We start from the raw sequence: 17,788 nt of genomic DNA on the forward strand, positions 1-17,788 counted from the left end.
CTACCCCAAAGTCTACTCGGTAACGCGCTCACAGGAGACCAGCTGTCGTGACTAGACTATGCCTAAGCTTGGTCACCCTGATCGCTATGAGTACCACTCAGGCCCGAGCTGGCCACGTGGGCTTCACGCCAGTAATCATGGGACACCAAGTTAAATGCACCGATGAGACCACAGGCACTGAATTTGCCAACGGTGACGTGCAATCACGCGTTTACTATCAAAGCGCCACAGTAAACGACCCGGGTAGTTGCACCTCTGAAGTGCAGCAGCGCACCTGCACGGCCGGCACTTTTTCGACCTGGTCAGGCACATACACTAACAGCAGTTGTCAGGTGAGTCGGGTGCGCTACCAGGCCAGCACCGCTGCCGATCCCACCAACTGCGTCTCTGAGGCCCAAACATCGACCTGTACGGCTGGTAGTTGCGGTGCCTTTACTGGGTCCTACACAGTCTCGACCTGCATGAATACACGAGTCAGATTCGCTAGCAGTTCGACCACCTGTCCCACGGCCTGCACATCGGAAAACCAATCGAGAAGCTGCACGGCAGGCACCTGCGCCGCATGGAGTGGAACTTATACGGTAACTTCGTGCACGCAGAATACGACCAGTCAATCGCGGACGATGTATGCGGCAGCGAGCACCACCTGCCCGACCGCATGTGCCGCACAATCACAATCGCGCAGCTGCACCGTCAGTAGTAACACCACCGCCGGCACCTGGGGTGCGTGGAGTGGGACTTACGCTGCCGCTTCCTGCACTCAAAATGCGACTAGTCAGACCATGAATATCTACCAAAGAATTCTTATCATTTGTTCTTCAAACGGCACGGCCTCAAGGAGTTGCTCAGTAAGTAGCAACACGGTGGCCGGCACCTGGGGTGCTTGGAGCCCCAACGCCTCCAATTATTACTCAGACAGTGGCTGTAACAATCGCTACTAAAGTAAGGTCGTTGCGTAGGGTACAAACCGCGAAATACAGAAAAGGATCGGCCCTTTAGGTCCCGGTTTTGGACTTGATGTCAGATCCTTTCGGACTTATAAGTGGCGTCACTCAGATTCGAGACGCTATGAAATCACACCCTGCAAATGCAACCACAGCTCAAGGCGCCGTAGCCATCATTGGCGCCGGACAACTCGGCCGGATGCTGGCTGAGGCGGCAGTCCATCTAGGATACATGCCCCATGTGCTGGCCAAGGATCCGGGTGAGCCGGCCGCTCAAGTGCGAGGTGCGCGGGTGATCCGCGGCGATATCGGTGACCAGCATGCCTTAGCCGAGCTTCTGGCACCGTGTGCCTTGGTGACGTTTGAGAGCGAGCTGACGCCGCCTCCAGTGATAGCAGCGGCAGCAGCCTACCGGCGCGTCGACGGGACTTCAGTAGCAATCGAACCGAGTCCCGACGTGATGGCGGTCTGTGGTGACAAGCTGAGGCAGAAGGAGCTTCTGACTAGGCTTGCCGTACCCACGGCTAGGTTTGAGGCCTTGCCGCGTGACCAATCGAGTGACCATTACGTGATTACCTGGTTGGAAGGGCTAACGCAGCGCTTTGCTGGGGGCTCTGTGCTCAAATGGGCTCGTGGTGGCTACGATGGGCGCGGTACTTTGGTTTACCGTGGCAGCCCTGAAGAACTAGCCGCGGCTCTGGAGTTTGTCCTGCAGGCAACAGCCCGCGGATCGTCGGTGTACGCAGAGAGTTTTGTGCCGTTTACGGCGGAGCTCGCTGTCGTGACAAGCCGCTCTACGACGGGTGAGTTAGTGCAGTACCCGCCGGTACTCACAACCCAGACTAACGGCATCTGTACCGAGGTCGTCGGGCCTGCTGCAGCGTTGGGACTTTCCCCTGGAGCTATCGCAGACGCTCTGACATTTGCGCGCCGGATCGGTGAGAGTCTAAAGATTGCAGGTACGTTCGCGGTCGAATTTTTTGTCCAAGCTGACGGTTCCGTAGTCGTAAATGAAATTGCGCCGCGCGTCCATAATTCAGGTCATTTCACGCTCAATGGCGCTGTTACGTCCCAGTTTGAAAATCATTGGCGCGGTGTCCTTGGGCTGCCCCTTGGTAGCACAGAAACACACCCCTACTTTGGGATGATCAATCTTATCGGATGGCCTGGTTTTGTCGGCCAGGTCCCGGAGGGTTTTAGCCCGCAGGAGCCAAAAGTGAGCAGCTACTGGTACGGCAAAGCTGAGGTGCGCCCTGGGCGTAAGGTGGGGCATGTGAATCTGGTGGCTGATTCAGCTTCGGAGCTGCGCCGTCGCATCGAACTTGTTAAGGTCGAGATTGGCGCGTGGCAATCTAGACTAACGAGGGAGCAGGCATGACGGAACCATCGCAGGACCCCAGAGTTGCAGTAATCATGGGGAGCAAGTCGGACCTACCGGTGATGGAAGGGGCGATCGCCATGCTTCGTGAACTCGGTGTGGCGTTTGATGCCAAAGTGGTGTCAGCGCACAGGACGCCTGTCGAGATGGGCGAATTCGCGGCGAGTGCACGCGCCAAGGGCTACCGCGTGATTATAGCGGGTGCCGGCGGTGCTGCGCATCTGCCCGGTATGGTGGCGGCCCACACGTCGCTTCCCGTGATTGGTGTACCGGTTCCCATTACGCAGCTCAGTGGCATGGACGCCTTGTATTCTATAGTGCAGATGCCCAAGGGGGTTCCAGTCGCTACGGTTGCCATCGGCGGGGCGCACAATGCAGGGATACTGGCAGCGCAAATCTTAGCTAGCGGCGACAGTCAGTACGCCAAGAGTTTGGCGGTCAGACTAGACGCCTACAAGGCTAAGATGCGTGCTGAAGTCCAAGCGCAGCAACTGGAGGTCTGAGGCCTCTGAGTCTGAGGCTGTGGTCTCAGTACCCGCATTCCACCTCGATATACGCAGGATTGCGATCGGCGACATTCACGTAATCCAGACACTGTTGGTAGGCTTGACGGGCGGCATGTTCACCGTTGCCGGCGGCCCAGAATTCAGGGGCACCGTCCGATCCGTCGTTGGCGACACAGGTCATGTACTGGGAATCACCAAAGTTACCAGGTGTCCAGAAGTCACCCGTCCATTTGCTGCGCCAGTTGGTCCATGTGCCGCGGTCATAGGCTGGGGCGGCGACCACGTGGCCAGATGTCATAAGGACTGAGGAGACGAGAGCTAGCTTAACAAGTGCGTTTTTCATGATTTGATCCTCCGATGTTCTTTTGATGCTAGCGACTCAGAGACATGGGAGAAAATTTCAAAGTTGGAATAGGTGTCATTGCTGCAAGCGAAGAATCGTCAAATTATTGTTTTCAAAAAACGTTAAATCTGTAACTTATGTGAATAATAGCGATGCTCAAGAAGCAGGAGTCAGTGCCGATGGAAGGGGCTACGTCAGAAAAGTACACCAAGAGGCAGCGGGTCGTAGCTATTGGTGCGTCATCCGGTGGACTCGATGCCATCAGCAAAATGCTGCGCTTTTTGCCTACCGATACTGGGCTCAGCTTCATCATCGTCCAGCACCTAGACCCGAACCAGCCGCATTATTTGGCTGAGCTTCTCACAAAATTGACGTCGATGCCCCTGGTGCACGCGACCGATGGTTTAAAACTTGAGCCCAATCATGTGTACCTGAATCCGCCTAGAACACTGGTTGAGGTGATTTTCGGCCAACTCCGGCTCTTGCCCCTGGCCGATCGGCATCCGTCTGCCTTTTCACCAATCGATACCCTTATGGTGTCATTGGCTAACGAGTTGCAGGACGAGGCCATAGGTGTCGTCCTCTCCGGTGCGGGACAGGACGGGCGCCTTGGTCTTGCGGCGATCAAAACAGCTGGTGGTATCACGCTTGTACAGAAGCCGGAGACGGCAGCGTTCCCCGAGATGCCTAACGCTGCCATTGAACTCGGCGTGGATTATATTTTAGCTCCTGAGCAGATTGGGCCCGAGATCGCTCGCTTGGTACGTCAGCCAGACGACTGGGGACTACTTGGTTCTGGTGGCGGTGGCCTACTTGCAGGCGAAAACTCCGTCGATCCTGTCGTGAGTTGGCTGCATAAGACGCGAGGTACCGATTTTTCTCGCTACAAGCGTCCGACGGTGGAGCGCCGTATTAGGCGTCGCATGGGGTTTCTAAAAATTGTCCGACCTGAAGAGTATATTTTTCACTTAACGGCACATCCTGAGGAGGTCGACAGCCTTTTTGAGGATATCCTGATCAAGGTGACGTCGTTTTTCCGCGACACCGATGCCTTTGCCGCTCTGCGTGCCGAAGTTGTTCCCTTCATTCTCGAGCATAAGCGCGCCGACGATCCCGTCCGCGTCTGGGTTGCGGGTTGTGCGACGGGGGAGGAGGTTTACTCCCTTGCGATTATATTTGCAGAAGCCCTGCGTAGCCGAAACCTGACGGCTCAGGTGCGGATATTCGCCACGGATTTGAGTGCTAATGTCATCACCAAGGCGCGCAGTGGCATCTATGCGGCAAATGTTGCAGAGCAACTCAGTCCGCAGATCCTCGCGGATTATTTCACTTGTCTACCTGAGGGCCAATATCAGGTGCGCAAGATCATCCGCGATATGTGCGTCTTTGCCTATCATGATGTAACCAAAGATCCACCTTTCTCGCGCCTTGATTTGATTAGCTGTCGCAATTTAGTGATGTATTTTACGAGAGAGACACAACGCCGTGTATTAGCGACATTTCATTTTGCACTAAATCCCACTGGTCTCCTGCTCATGGGAGCGGCAGAAACTGTAGGGATCTCGTCCGATCTTTTCGAGCCCTACGGCAAAACCGGCAAGATTTTTGCGCGACGCCTCACGCGCAGTGTGGCCCCCGATTTTGCAGGCGAATACGTGACCGAGCGGCGTAGCCCACGGGCAACGGTCACTCCCGCGACAACCACAGCGGGCGATGACGGTATTAATAGCGAGGTCGGGGCCGCTCTCGTCGACAAGATTGGATTACGCGGCGTCGTTATTAACAACGATATGGAGATTTTACAGTTTTTGGGCCAAACTGCGGATTATCTCACGCATAAACCAGGCGAAATTGCGTCCTGCAATCTGTTCAAGATGGCACCACGGGAGTGGCTGGTGGATCTGCGCTTACTCATTCATGAGGCGGATGCCACGAATTTGATGGTGCGTCGTGATAATTTTAGTATGCGTATTGACTCAGGTGAGTTGCAAAACATCACGGTTGAGGTGGTGCCATTCGATAGTACCGCGCTACGGCAGAGGTGTTTTATTGTGATCTTTCGCCCCATCGCGAAAGAAGTTGTTAAGGAGCTTGAAGGAACGGATGAGGAACAGTCTGATGTCCGTGTTGCAGCTATAGTCAACGAACTGGCAGAGACCAAGGCCTACCTCAACAATCTCCTCGATAAGGAACTTGCGGCCAACGAGCAGCTCAAATCCGCGAGTGAGGAGCTACTGTCTAGTAACGAAGAATTGCAGAGCACCAATCAGGAACTCCAGACCGCAAAAGACGAAGCGCAAGCTGCCAATTTAGAACTCCAGACTGTGAACGAAGAACTCCGTAATCGCCATAGTGAGCTAAGCCAAGTATGCGATGACCTGGCAAACACTTTGGCGAGTGGACAAGTCGCACTCATCGTTGTCGATGATCATCTAACTTGTAGGATGATCACTGCCGCCGCCGAACGACTCTTAGGAGTGCATGCGCGTCATCATAAGTATACGTTGGCGGAGGTGCTCGGCAAATTCCAACCCTTCGACGTGGAATATTTGGTACGCGAGGTTATTTCGACGCTAAGGCCCAGAGAACTCGATCTGCAAGATGGACAAGGGACTTGGTATGAGCTTAGGGTCAATCCTTATGTGACAGCCAGTAAACAGGTCACCGGTGCTGTTTTAGTTTTCGACAACATCGATGTCCAAAAGCGCCTGATCAATTCGCTTCAGGATGTCGAAGGCTTTAGTGCGGCGGTAACTGATATGTTGCCGATTGGGATAGTTCTGCTGGATGACAATTATCGACTACAAAATTGTAATACATATTTTCAACGTATCTTACAAATGACAGACAAAATTCTGCCGGAGCAAAATATTTTTGCCATTGCCGACGGAATTTTAGACTCAGAAGATATCCGCCGCTTCGTGAAGATTGACCTCATCAGTAAAGGTACTCTCGACCGCGTCAAAGTTATGCTCAAGGACGGCAGGCAGATACATATAAGTGGACGCTGTATGAAGCGGCATGGTGCAAGCACTCAGCTGACTGTGCTCACAATCGATGAGAGGGTGGATTAAAGTGGCACTGGCTTATCACCAGAACGGACTGGCTTTATCGCTGCAGAGTGTCGTCGAGTCGCATGCAGCGTTATTGATGCGACATAGCAATCTCGTGCCCAACCATGTGTTTGCAGCTACCTTAGACCATTTTGCGGGTATGAATCCCCGCTGCCAAAGATACGTGATCAATAAGATCCACCAGTTAAATACCCTGCTCCAAGATGCCGTAAACTCAGGCGTCAAACTGACGAGTGATAAGCGTCTTACGTGGTTTGCGATAGCGCGTCTCGGTATGGTGCCGTGCGCCGATGGCTTCGATCAAATCAAAGGTTCGGATTTTGTCGAGATTTATAATACGGACGGCATTCAAATTTTTCGTAATCTCGAGTTCTATAAACTGATCTCCTACAGTATTGCCGAGATCACGCTTTACCCTTGGTATAAGCTTTACGGACGCGATGAGGTGTTTTCCGGACAGATTCGAAGTGAGGCCTTTGTGAAAGCGTTCGATGGTCGCCGTGAGACTTTTCGTCCGGCTATAGATGACCACGAGTCCGTGGAGCTGATGAGTACTGATCAGAGGCAGTTTCATATAGCCCCGGGGGTGATTTCACCTCTCTTTAACAAAATGGGCAGACCTGTGGCTTTTTTGGCCACTAGTCAGCGGCAGCGAATCGTTGGTGGTCAGCTCTCATAGTTTTGATTCTCATGGATAAATTAGGCGCACAGTTTTAGGATTGGTAGTGACCAGCGGAGGTGCCCGTGGACTCCTTGTTACTACGTCGGCGTGTTGCAGCCAATATTCAGAGGTGTCGCCAAGAGCGCGGATACTCGCAAGAGGCGATGGCGCAGCGCATGGGTGTATCGCTGCGCTATGTTTCGATGCTGGAGCAGAATGCGCGCAATCTCAGTATCGTATCGCTAGCTAAGATCGCCGCGGTCCTGGATGTTGATGTCGCTGATTTAGTCTGCGATCGCAGCAACCTCGATCAGGCTAAGCGCTCGGCTGCAGAATTGGGGATCGAGCTCCTTAGGCAGCATCTGATCAATCAGTCCACTGTCGATTGACCGTTGTGCTCTGGCTCACATTTCATCTTTGAAAATATAGATCAAAAGGTCGAGGGCTGCCGTCTCCCAGTCGTCGCCGTAGGTGAGTGAAGCGCGGCATAGGGTCAGGCAGGCCCTGTCCCAGACCGGATCTGCAATAGGGTCCTTACCCTGAGCGCGGCGACTCTGGTCGTAGGTGTGACGGACTATGCGGACTGCCTGCCTAGCCCTCCGCCACTGCCGATGGCGCGCGCTTGCCGTCACCATGGCGCCATTGAGACTGTCGTTTAACTCCCTGGGCGTGGCACTTGTCGGTACCGTGTCGACCAGGTTGAAGACGTGATCGATATCGCGTGCGTGGTCGGTGAGGCCCACGACACATATGGGGAATAGCGTTGGCAAATGTGCGGCAAGAGAGTCGAAATGCCACCCCGGTGCCGCCGGGTGGCTAAAGTCAGCTACGAGCACCACACGGGTGTGGCTCTCGACCAGGCAGCAGAGTTGCGTAGGTCCTGGCTCCCGGTGGAAGATGGCCCTGTCTTCCGCCCTGAGGGCGTGTGATAGGTCGCTGATACTCGCAATATCTGCGTCTAAAACAATCGCAACCGGGTCCTCTCTAGATAACACAACTTCGCTACAAGCGGACTCAGACTTTTTCACAAAATCCTCATTGCGCCTTGCGCCGAACAGTTTGGGGGTAGGGGTAAGGGGAGTATGGCAGTTTCATTTTTTAATGAGAAGCATATTTATACACTTTTTGGTGCGTCTAACTGGGCGAGAATGCTTGTGTTGCTTAAGCACCATGGCTTTGGTGGCGGTTGCCATGCTTGATGGTTTTTGTCGGGTGTTTGTCGATAGTTTCTGATTTTGGCCCTGCACTCTCCCTCTCATCATTCCTTGCTTGCCTCGTTGCCTCGAGAGGTGTACGACAAAGTTTGTCACCAAATATTTGTCTGAGATTTTCATAATGGTTTTTGCAAGGCCCGGGAGACCCTCTGGTCAAGGGTTTGGTGGCGAGGAATTTTAAGGGTTATTTCATACTCTAGAAATAAGGCTGTCATCGTGGTGAAACAGAAGAATAGTCAGCATTTCGGTGCATTTTTAGGCCGCAAACGTAAAGAGGCGGGTCTCAGTCAGGAAGAGGCTGCAGCAGCTCTCGGCTACAGCGACCGTTTCTTTTTGTCACGTATTGAAAACAACCGTGTTTCGCTGCCTCTCGACAAGATCCCCGTCATCGCCGAGCTCTACGCGATCCCAGTGCGTGACCTTGCGGCTGCTGTTATCGAAGAGCAGACCCGGATCTTGCGTGGCCGCGTTGAGCGCATCATCGACAAGTCTGCCTCGGGCAAGGTGAAGCGCGGCAAACGTCGCACAGGCCGTGCTAGCTAGTAGGGACGTTGCTACTCGGGTTGCGGGCTAACCCAGCTGATCCGGATGACCCGGATGACCCAGATGACATTCCTTGGTATAGCTAAGTTATTAAGTGGACTGCTTTTTTTATTAAAATATTGAAATATTTTATAGAATATTTTAAAAACCAGAGTCCCTTTAACTTTCGATAGCTTGCCGAGGATCGTCTATGCCGGTCAAATCGTCGAGAAACCGACTGATCTCATCTACGCGTTTGCGGCTTACGGCTCTGGCCATTGCGGCTGCGAGTTGGGGGTGCTCCGATATTTCCGACCTACCTGAGTTACCCGAGCTACCCGCATGGGCGGGTGGCCCCAAGGCGGCGCCTGAAGCCACGCCACCTGCGGCAGATGCCGACAAGGGTAGTGATACCGACAAACCTGAGACCCCCAGTCAGCCGGTGACTGCGCAGGCGACGCCGAGCCAATTTCCTCTGGCTACCGTGATTGTCAGCAAAGGTGCGGTGGTCTCGCCCATCGATCAGAAGACTCTATCGCTCAGTTATGCCGTCACGGGTGGTCCTGTTTCGGTGACGATCAATGAATTTCGTTTTTTCTGCAAGCGCGAATACGAAAAGAGCTTTAGTAACTGTCCCGACGGATACAAGTACGATTTCGCCGACCTGAAAAGTGGCAGCTCCTACACTCTGACCGTGCAAGCAGTCAGCATCAGCACGGGTGCCGTCGCCAAGCCGGACTCCATCACGTTCCAAGTCAAATAACTAAACCAAAATTATTTTGCTAGAAGTGATTTCTAGGGGGATGATCTATGATCAGGAATATTTGTAATTCCTTTTTACTCGGTCTTTGCGGGATCTTCTTTATTTTTCCGGAATTAAGCGCGGCGCTAGTATCAAGCGATACAGATGTGGTTGCTGACATTCCGCTCACGGAATCCTACGAATTCATTCGTCTACTTCCTGGTGGTCGTTATGAGGCCGAGGTGGCTAGCGATAGCCGCGACGGCGTGCCATCTGTGGCGACTGCGGGACAGTGGGGCACCGCCGATGATCAAACTTTTACATTGGTAGACGAAGTCAGTGGACGCAGCGAAGTCCTAAAACGTCTGCCGTCGATAGATTTAAACCCAGTGATTGGGAAAACTCTGACGACAGATCGTGCTGAAGAGATATCCGATCAGGGCCCCCTCAGCTTTCGCAGTATAAAACTCAAAGCCGATGGCCGTTTTGTGGCCACTGATTTTCTTGATGGGCACAAGATCAGGGGTAAATACGAGCTTGGTCTCAAGGCGATTTATGATCGTCTTGAAGACGACGGTGAGCTTGAACATGTGTTGATGAATGCGATTGTCTTTCAATTTAGCGGCAAACATGTGGTGATGACACTGACTCTGAACGTTGATGGTCAGTTGACTTTAGAAGATCCTATGGCATATGGGAATTATCCTCAATATCACCAGTAAATAAACTTAGATAAGTTTACATATGGAAATAAGTGTTTTGACGGGTCAGTAGCACGATGCTAAGATGGGAGCTCATTTTTTAGATTTGCTGTTTCGTGCGTCAAATAGACCACGTAGGAATCATTTCATCAGGAAAGGAAGTCCCATGAAATTGAAGAACCTATTGGCCTTAGTGTTTGTATCTGGTGCCGCCCTCGTTGGTTGTGGCGCGCCGCATGATGCCGTCAGTGCAGTTAAAGCGGATGGCTGGTTTGGTATCGACCGGTTATCGCAGGCTGCAGTTGACGCGATTGCCCAAGCTTGTAGTGACCCGCGTGGTGCTGCAGAGACTGGTCTTAGTTACGAGGAATGTGTGCTGGTTATTGCTGGTTCTGCGGTGAGGGAGTCATCGTGGGATGTCAATAAATCCTGCGAGGCATGGGGTAATTCTTGGGATCCCGCCTGTGGACTGACGCAGTCGCGGCGTATGGACGCCGCGGCAGTCGGTCTTGATTGTAATCCCGCGGAACAGTCTGCTAACGGTTATAAATGTAACGCTCTCACTGGTCTTAGGAATCTCCGCTGCAAAGCTGACGGTGGATCTAGCTGTGACCGATGGGGTAGCGGTCGCACGCTTTATATTGGGATCAAGAAACATTTAGGATCTAATCAAGGCGTATTTGATAGCTATAGATACGATATGCAGACGGTTTATAGCCGTGACGATGTGAAGCAGAGGCTGGGACTCAGCTCAAACTTGCGTGGCTGGGATCATGTACTGCATGCCGCGCAGTGACTAGCGATTACCTGTAAGCGCTAGGAGATTTTGTTTGTTCGTAGCGACATCTTGTATCGCTTCTAGATTGAGCACTTGAGCCTCCGGTATTTCTGGCTTTAGCACCTCTGTTACGAGGATGGAGACAGCATCGTGCTGTCTCTGCAGTATCCCGCGTATGCAGAGAAAGGCGTAGTTATCAACGAGCCGGCGGTAGCGTTCATAGACTTGTGGGGTGAAGGCGATATTGATCATGCCGGTGTCGTCTTCCATAGTTATAAACACCATGCCTTTAGCTGATGGCGGCGACTGTCGCACGATGGTCATGCCGAATACGGCTACTTCCTGACGTGGGCGGAGTTTTATCAGTGCATTGGCAAGCTGCAATCGCTCTACGGGGAGCTGGTAGCACCAATAAGTACGTAAAATGGCTGCTGGATGAGGGCCGAGCGTGGTCGTTGTGGCATAGAAGTCAGACTGACAACGCTCCATGGCACTCTCTGGTGCAAACTGTATGGTGTCTTCGACATCTTCGAGAAATCCGGAAAAAGGCGCCGCGGCTGCGAGCCACAAGGCCGCTCGTCGCTCGATACCAAAGGGGCGTAAGGCATCAGCTGCGGCTAGGGCTGTGAGATCCAGGCGGTTCAGTGATCTTGATTGCAGCATAGTCATGAGATTGGGCCAGCCACCCCGGCGTTGCCGCTCGCGGCAAAGATGTTCAGCCGCCTGTTGGCGCAGAGATCTCACTAGGTGCATGCCGAGGCGTATAGCCAGCTTGCCCGTCTCCGTGCGCTCTAGGGTGCTGTCCCAAGAGGATTTAGTAACACTGATGGGAAGGATGGGAACACCGTCCTGGCGGGCGCTATGAATCAACACATGGGGCGCGTAAAAGCCCATCGGCTGCGAGTTTAAAAGCGAGGCAAAGTAGGCCGCTGGCACGTGGCATTTGAGGTAGGACGAGGCGTAGGCTAGGAGTGCAAACGAAGCTGCATGTGACTCGGGGAATCCATACTCGGCAAAACCTCGAATTTGTCCCAGAATCTGCTCGACAAAGGGCTCGGCGATGCCGTTTTTCCGCATACCTTCGCGTAGTTTTTCGCCGAGGCCCAAAAGATCGCCCTTAATGGCGAATGCGCCCATGTTCTTGCGTAGCTGATCCGCTTCGCCCGGCGAAAAGCCTCCGACAGCCATAGCAATACGCATGACTTGCTCTTGAAAAATAGGCACACCTAACGTCCGCTCGAGAATAGGAACCAGGCGTGGATCGGGAAAGGTCACAGGCTCCTCGCCGTGACGGCGCCGAAGAAAAGGATGCACCATACCCCCCTGAATGGGGCCTGGTCGGATAATCGCCACCTCAATGACTAGGTCATAAAACTTACGTGGCTGTAGTCTAGGCAACATCGACATCTGTGCCCGACTCTCTATCTGAAAGGTACCAACCGTATCCGCACGGCAAATCATGTCGTAAGTAGCTTGGTCGTCCGCAGGAATGGAGGCCAGCGAGAGCTCGCGTCCCTCGTGCTCTTTCACCAAACTAAAGGTCTTGCGTATAGCTGTTAGTATGCCCAGGGCTAGAATATCTATTTTGAAAAAACCTAAGGCCTCAATATCCTCCTTGCACCACTGAATCACCGTACGCCCAGGCATGGTCGCCGGCTCCTGTGGCACGAGCCAGTTGAGGTGGCGATCGGTGAGCATAAAGCCGCCCGAGTGAATTCCAAGGTGGCGCGGAAATCCTCGCAGCCGTTCCGTCAAACGGCCTAGGTGCTCGTTAGTATGAGTGGTGTGATCGAGAGTTTCTGTCGATATCCCCAAGGCCTTGCTCACAGCACGTGTGGCACCGCGGCGCCTAAAGGTGATGACATTAGCGATCATAGCGGCATGGTTGCGGCCGTAGCGTTGGTAGATGTGCTGAATCACTTCCTCGCGTCGCTCGTGCTCAAAGTCGACATCGATATCAGGAGGATCACCGCGCTCTACCGATATAAAGCGTTCAAAGAGCAGATCAAATAAGTTGGGATCAACGGCGGTGATTTGCAGCACAAAACAGACGGCGGAGTTAGCTGCTGACCCGCGTCCCTGGCAAAGAATCCCCTGCTCCCGTGCCCAGCGCACAATGTCCCAAACCGTCAGAAAATAGTCGGCAAACCCCAGCTGCTCTATCAGTTGCAGCTCGTGATGGAGTAGGCGCTCAATTTTCGGTGGTACATGACCATAGTGGGATCTGGCTCCCGCCCACGTGATCTCCTCCAGATAGGTCTGGGCTGTCACACCCGGCGGTAACATCTCCTTTGGGTAGTGATAACGCAGCGCGCGCAAATCAAACTTGCAGCTGTCGGCTAAGGTTCTACCTGCAGCCAGCGCTGACTCATAGATAGGTAGCTCCTGATAACGCGCCGCCAGCGTGCGCAAGTCATGTAGCGTTCGCTCACCATTAGGGAAAAAATGACTACCCACCTGATCTAATGTTTGGTTGTGGCGTATGGCGTGCAAAAGATCGCTCATCTCTTTGGCGCTGCGCTCATGCATAAATACGTCGTTCGTCAAAAGGCAAGGTAGATCGAGATCCTTCGCCAACTTGATCGTGGGCTTGATCCAGTGATCCTCGGCCGGTGTTAGATGACGACTGACAGCGCAGTAGACGCGCCCACGGAAATGCTCGCGCAGTTTAGTTAAGCGCTCACGTAAAAGATTCTCCTGGCCGCGTCGCAGCAAACCGCGCATCGGTATGATCGCAGCTAGATCTGTAACATCAGCGCTGAGTAAAGCCTCCGGAGGAATATTGGCCGCCAGCTTGCCGTCGCGGTGCGCATAGCTAGCAAGGGCCGCGAGGTTGTGATAGCCGCGGTGACTAGTTGCTAGGAGAGCCACGGTGTCCTGTAAAAAAAGCGGCAGATCATGGTCTTTGGCGAGGTGAAACTCGGCGCCATGGAAGAGTCGGATAGGTGTCTCAGCATCATCTTGGCTTTTAGTGTGTCGCACCCAAGCATGGTGCATGCGGGCTGAGCCATAAACGCCGTCATAATCCGTCAGAGCCATCCCGTGATGACCAAGTGTCTGCGCCCGCTCTATAAGCTCGTGAGGGTGTGAAGCCCCCATCAAAAAGCTAAAATTACTGTGACAGAGCCACTCGGTCCAACCGTAGTGTTTAATCAAATCGACCATGGATCCACCACTTGCCGGCCTGGTCACGATAAGTCCATAGCCAACGTTGCTGGCGATCAATGACAGCATAATAATCGCGTTGACTGCTGCCAATGCTACTTAGCCACCACTTGCCATTTACTCGCTCAAGAAACATACGCGCCGCCGCATAATCCTCAGTATCAAGAGGGGTCGGCGTATCGATATAAAAAGGTCGCACGCGCGCCGCTGCTAGCCACGGTAGGTAAGACGCGTCTGCAGTACCGTCGCCAGGATGCTCCGCGTTGTGGGAACTACGCTTAAAAGCGGCTTCAGGTACCCAGTCGTCGCGTAGCTCGTAGCGTTCTAGCGGCACTGGTAGCTGATTCTCCAAGGTGCGTAGATGTCTTATGTCGGTATCGTTACTGTCACCAAAGAGGTCCGTCAAAAATGGTGGGATTACCAGGCGTTCATCGATCACGAGTTGCCAGCCCACAATGCCACGTGGATAAGTATCAACGTCTTTTTGTTTGGTTGCGGCACTAAAGCTGTAGTTAGCCTGCGTCAAGGCCGTCTTGTGCTGCCCTTGCTCGGCAGCCAGACTGTGCGGGTGACGGAAGTTGATCGGCACCGTCAGAGCACTCATGTCGTCCAAGGTGAGATGCCAGCTCACGGCCGTGACGCGCTCGCGCGCATCCCAGGTCGGTAGCCGACATAGGCGGTCGCAATCTTCCGCTAAAAGTGGTGCCAGATCATCCCACTGCAGTAGCGGCACGTCGAGATGACGCTGTAACTGCGGCTTCTCCCTACTGGTGCAAAAGACCCAGGGAAATCCCTGAGGATGCGCACGTACCTTAGCGCGCTCATGGTCCGCTCGAGACCACTCCCATAGGAGGGCAATCGTAGTGCCAAAACGTCGCCGCATGGCGAGGGCATCGACACTGCGCCAGCTGTGTGGTGTAGCAGCTCCCTTAGCCTGGCTACCGCCAATACGGGCGTGGGCTTGGGGGGGCTCAATGCGCTCAATCACAGCCTGCATGTGTTTAAGCTGACGCTTAAAGGCGTCCGGGTCAAAGCGCGGCCACTTACAGATCGCAGCGTGCGTACCCAGCTCCTCCGCACATTCTTGCCATGCCTCCCAACTCACCTGCTGATAAAAAGCGCTGCCAAAGTGCTGGCGCAAGTCGAGCAGGCCCCGTAGATCGCGCAGCCGCATCTGCCGCACCGCTAGTAGTGCGCGCCATGGATGATCGGCCATCACGGCGCGCATCCCAGGCTGAAGACTGCGCCGCAGGATCTCATCGACCAGCGCCCCGACCGAAGTCTCGTGTTGGTGCGCCTGGGTATGCCAGTAGGTATGGCAGACGCTCAAGTCGAGCAGCCAGACCCCCTCGTGCCAATGCATAAAGCGCGGCGTGAGCACAGCTGGCGTGGCGCCTTCGTTAAAATCACCCTCGATGGCCATAAAGTCAGCGAGCGACATACTCGCCCCCAGCTGGATCCATTGTGATCACGGCCTGACGCGGGGAAAGTCCGCGGATGACATCGAGGTGATAAGCTCCAGGCTCCCGGGGGGAACGCCAAATATTGAGGCGTAACTTAGGCCAGATGCTATGACCGTCCGGTGTTAGGAGATAGTTGCGTATGAGGATGAAAAGCTTGCCCCGGAGGCGTGCATGATGCGCCAAAAAGGTCAGGTCATCACCTGACAGCTGTGTTGGTGCGTCGAGGACGATGATCTTGAAGAGAGGTGATAATAACGCTGGTCTCAGCTCCATAGGGCTGCCACTGCGGACAAAACAGACACGGCTAAGGTCGACGCCATGCGCCCGCCAGGCTGGCGGATAGACCTGGCCCTTGCTGTAGGTCCAAAGGACCCAGTGGGGCACCGCCGTTGTGAGCCCCCGAGTGGCGGCAGCGATGAAGGCGATCAGGGGACGGCGGCCCCCCCGGCCAATCGGCGAACCTATCTCGACGATCGTGCCAAGCGGGAGGCCGCCCACCAAGAAGCGATCGAGCTCTGGGTGGTGCGAGGCCAAACGGCCGGAAGCAGAGGGGGAGGGGCCCCGTCGGCAAAGCTTGCCGCCGAGGTCATCGAGGTGACTAAAGTGGTCTAAGTTGTTGGTCAATCGCTTCATGCATCTATTAAACCATACATTTGTATGGTTCTCAAGCAAACTGATCCACTTAACTGTTGGGAAATGCTTGTTTTATGAATGATTACAGATTGTTGCAGATCATCGTCGCAAGTTAATGGGCAGTTCCAGTAATAGTGAAGCAATGGCCGTAGGTTCCAAAACGGCACCAACAATTAAGTGGATCAATTTATGAGGAAAAAACCCTGGCTCCGCTGTGAGCGCTGCAAGATGAGGCGAGAAGTCTGCATTTGCAGCGATATTCCACGTTTGAGCACCGAGACAAGGTTAGTGTTGCTGGCGGCTCGGCGCGAGTTACAGGTCCCGACCAACACCGGCCGGCTAGCTGCTCAGGCATTGACGCACAGCGTCATGCTGACGCGTGGCGCGAGAGATGTCCCGCTTGATCTGGCCGAGTATCTCCCAGCTGGGTGCCGTCCTCTGATCCTTTATCCAGCCGATGACGCCATCGAACTATCTCCAGCCATGCGCGAGGGTGGGCCTTATACCTTAGTCGTGCCTGATGGTAATTGGCGGCAGACATCCAAGATGCGTCGCCGCGAGCCACTGCTACAGGGGATTCAAGCAGTCACTTTGCCGCCTGGGCCAGAGACGCAGTATCTAGTCCGGCGTGAGACTAAAGCCCAGGGACTGGCAACTATTGAGGCTATCGCCAGGGCCCTCGGCATCCTTGAGGGAGAATGGGTCCAGCGAGAGCTCGAGAGGATTTTTGCGCTGATGGTGCAGAGGACTTTGGCCGGTCGTGGTCAGGTGTCTGACCGGCAATGCCACCATCGATGCTGAAGGACTGGGGAAACTATGGCGAAAATGAAGCGTGCAAAGAACGGTTGGTTTCTGGAAACCGAGGATGGCGTAATCGTATATCAAGAGCCAATCAATGATTCGTCGTTTGAAGTTGACGAAGTTGAGAGATTCGCAGATTTTTTGAGGGCGATTAACATGGAGTTTGGACCATCAACCTCAAGGTATAGTCCCAAAAGGATTCACATCCTAGTGGAGCCGGGCGACAAGTATGAGGGCGAGGGCACATAATTCACCCCATACGTATTTACGAGGATTGACTGTCGCGTTGTCTCCTGTTTATACTGCTATTCGATACAAGCGTATAAGCTGGTGAGTGATGTTGCGCATTCTTGAACAACTACATAAAATCCGGGGTCTTTTAGACTCCGCTGGTATTGACGCTGCGATTATCGGTGGCCTAGCTTTAGGCGCGCATGGCGTGCAGCGCTTTACCAACGACATAGATTTTTTGGTCGATGGGACGCAGCGCCTTCAGTTGAAGCACCTGATGCTGGCCAATGGTTTCACACTGTTCGCGGAGACAAGCGAAGTGATTCAGTTTGCCGGAGATATCGCCGTCGATGTTCTCTGTGCCAATCGCCCCGTAAGCCTTGCTCTGCTTCAGCAGGCTCGGTTAGATCAACGTCTTAATGTTAAAGTCATCAGTGCCGAGGGCCTGATCGGACTCAAAATCCAAGCTTATTGCAACGACCCGAAAAGAGAGTTCCGCGACAAAGCCGATATTGCCGCTCTGATTGCAAACAACAACGCTTTGGACTGGGTGACGATTCAAAGGTTTGCTGACATGTTCGGCCAATGGCCGGTTATCGAGCAGATTCGTAAACTTCATGCAAAGTGAAGGT

The 17,788-nt window shown here is 53.8% G+C and carries 18 protein-coding genes; 13 read left to right on the forward strand and 5 right to left on the reverse strand.

The features are described from left to right. Window positions 1–47: 47 nt before the first annotated feature. The 3 genes from FJ146_07380 to purE all read left to right on the forward strand — a co-directional run bounded on the left by FJ146_07380 (window position 48) and on the right by purE (window position 2,825). Window positions 48–941: a hypothetical protein gene (locus FJ146_07380; protein ID MBM4251777.1), complete on the forward strand. Its 894-nt coding sequence runs from the start codon at window positions 48–50 to the stop codon at window positions 939–941. Between the two features lie 76 nt (window positions 942–1,017). Further along, window positions 1,018–2,322 (forward strand): ATP-grasp domain-containing protein, encoded by a 1,305-nt coding sequence (locus tag FJ146_07385; protein MBM4251778.1) that lies wholly within the window; start codon window positions 1,018–1,020, stop codon window positions 2,320–2,322. Beyond that, window positions 2,319–2,825 carry a 5-(carboxyamino)imidazole ribonucleotide mutase gene (gene purE, locus FJ146_07390; protein ID MBM4251779.1) on the forward strand — a complete coding sequence of 169 codons (507 nt, stop codon included), beginning with the start codon at window positions 2,319–2,321 and terminating at the stop codon, window positions 2,823–2,825. Before FJ146_07385 ends, purE begins: the two co-directional genes overlap by 4 nt. A gap of 25 nt (window positions 2,826–2,850) precedes the next feature. Here the strand turns inward: purE and FJ146_07395 are convergent, their stop codons facing one another. Then, window positions 2,851–3,171 (reverse strand): hypothetical protein, encoded by a 321-nt coding sequence (locus FJ146_07395; GenBank protein MBM4251780.1) that lies wholly within the window; start codon window positions 3,169–3,171, stop codon window positions 2,851–2,853. A gap of 152 nt (window positions 3,172–3,323) precedes the next feature. On the opposite strand from FJ146_07395, the gene FJ146_07400 reads away from it, so the two are divergent. From FJ146_07400 to FJ146_07410, 3 genes are read left to right on the forward strand one after another with little or no spacing between them, the layout of a single operon-like run. Continuing rightward, window positions 3,324–6,245 (forward strand): hypothetical protein, encoded by a 2,922-nt coding sequence (locus tag FJ146_07400; protein MBM4251781.1) that lies wholly within the window; start codon window positions 3,324–3,326, stop codon window positions 6,243–6,245. Window position 6,246: 1 nt separating this feature from the next. Then, window positions 6,247–6,924 (forward strand): hypothetical protein, encoded by a 678-nt coding sequence (locus FJ146_07405; GenBank protein ID MBM4251782.1) that lies wholly within the window; start codon window positions 6,247–6,249, stop codon window positions 6,922–6,924. Window positions 6,925–6,983: 59 nt separating this feature from the next. Then, a complete protein-coding gene (locus FJ146_07410) occupies window positions 6,984–7,295 on the forward strand; it encodes a helix-turn-helix transcriptional regulator (GenBank protein MBM4251783.1) in 312 nt (103 codons plus the stop codon). Window positions 7,296–7,310: 15 nt separating this feature from the next. Here the strand turns inward: FJ146_07410 and FJ146_07415 are convergent, their stop codons facing one another. Beyond that, window positions 7,311–7,934, reverse strand: a complete 624-nt coding sequence (locus tag FJ146_07415) for a hypothetical protein (protein ID MBM4251784.1) — start codon at window positions 7,932–7,934, stop codon at window positions 7,311–7,313. 360 nt (window positions 7,935–8,294) lie between these two features. On the opposite strand from FJ146_07415, the gene FJ146_07420 reads away from it, so the two are divergent. From FJ146_07420 to FJ146_07435, 4 genes are all read left to right on the forward strand, one after another. Next, entirely contained in the window at window positions 8,295–8,663 is a 369-nt protein-coding gene (locus FJ146_07420; GenBank protein ID MBM4251785.1) for a helix-turn-helix domain-containing protein, read from the forward strand. Window positions 8,664–8,853: 190 nt separating this feature from the next. Then, window positions 8,854–9,405: a hypothetical protein gene (locus FJ146_07425; protein MBM4251786.1), complete on the forward strand. Its 552-nt coding sequence runs from the start codon at window positions 8,854–8,856 to the stop codon at window positions 9,403–9,405. Between the two features lie 47 nt (window positions 9,406–9,452). After that, window positions 9,453–10,106: a hypothetical protein gene (locus FJ146_07430; protein ID MBM4251787.1), complete on the forward strand. Its 654-nt coding sequence runs from the start codon at window positions 9,453–9,455 to the stop codon at window positions 10,104–10,106. Between the two features lie 145 nt (window positions 10,107–10,251). Continuing rightward, window positions 10,252–10,881: a hypothetical protein gene (locus FJ146_07435; GenBank protein MBM4251788.1), complete on the forward strand. Its 630-nt coding sequence runs from the start codon at window positions 10,252–10,254 to the stop codon at window positions 10,879–10,881. Here FJ146_07435 and FJ146_07440 read toward each other — a convergent pair whose 3' ends face one another. The 3 genes from FJ146_07440 to FJ146_07450 are packed head-to-tail and all read right to left on the reverse strand — an operon-like array spanning window position 10,882 to window position 16,124. Next, entirely contained in the window at window positions 10,882–14,097 is a 3,216-nt protein-coding gene (locus FJ146_07440; GenBank protein ID MBM4251789.1) for an error-prone DNA polymerase, read from the reverse strand. Then, window positions 14,012–15,469 (reverse strand): hypothetical protein, encoded by a 1,458-nt coding sequence (locus FJ146_07445; protein MBM4251790.1) that lies wholly within the window; start codon window positions 15,467–15,469, stop codon window positions 14,012–14,014. Before FJ146_07445 ends, FJ146_07440 begins: the two co-directional genes overlap by 86 nt. Next, window positions 15,456–16,124 (reverse strand): hypothetical protein, encoded by a 669-nt coding sequence (locus FJ146_07450; protein ID MBM4251791.1) that lies wholly within the window; start codon window positions 16,122–16,124, stop codon window positions 15,456–15,458. Before FJ146_07450 ends, FJ146_07445 begins: the two co-directional genes overlap by 14 nt. A gap of 189 nt (window positions 16,125–16,313) precedes the next feature. Between FJ146_07450 and FJ146_07455 the strand changes: the two genes are divergently transcribed. The 3 genes from FJ146_07455 to FJ146_07465 all read left to right on the forward strand — a co-directional run bounded on the left by FJ146_07455 (window position 16,314) and on the right by FJ146_07465 (window position 17,784). After that, on the forward strand, window positions 16,314–16,925 hold the full coding sequence (locus FJ146_07455) for a DTW domain-containing protein (GenBank protein MBM4251792.1): 612 nt from the start codon (window positions 16,314–16,316) through the stop codon (window positions 16,923–16,925). Window positions 16,926–16,940: 15 nt separating this feature from the next. Continuing rightward, window positions 16,941–17,174: a hypothetical protein gene (locus FJ146_07460; GenBank protein ID MBM4251793.1), complete on the forward strand. Its 234-nt coding sequence runs from the start codon at window positions 16,941–16,943 to the stop codon at window positions 17,172–17,174. Window positions 17,175–17,262: 88 nt separating this feature from the next. After that, the gene (locus FJ146_07465) at window positions 17,263–17,784 is read left to right on the forward strand and encodes a nucleotidyltransferase family protein (protein ID MBM4251794.1); all 522 of its coding nucleotides are present in this window, start codon (window positions 17,263–17,265) and stop codon (window positions 17,782–17,784) included. Window positions 17,785–17,788 lie beyond the last annotated feature (4 nt).

The sequence above is a fragment of the Deltaproteobacteria bacterium genome, from assembly GCA_016874735.1.
GTDB lineage: Bacteria > Bdellovibrionota_B > Oligoflexia > Oligoflexales > CAIYRB01 > CAIYRB01.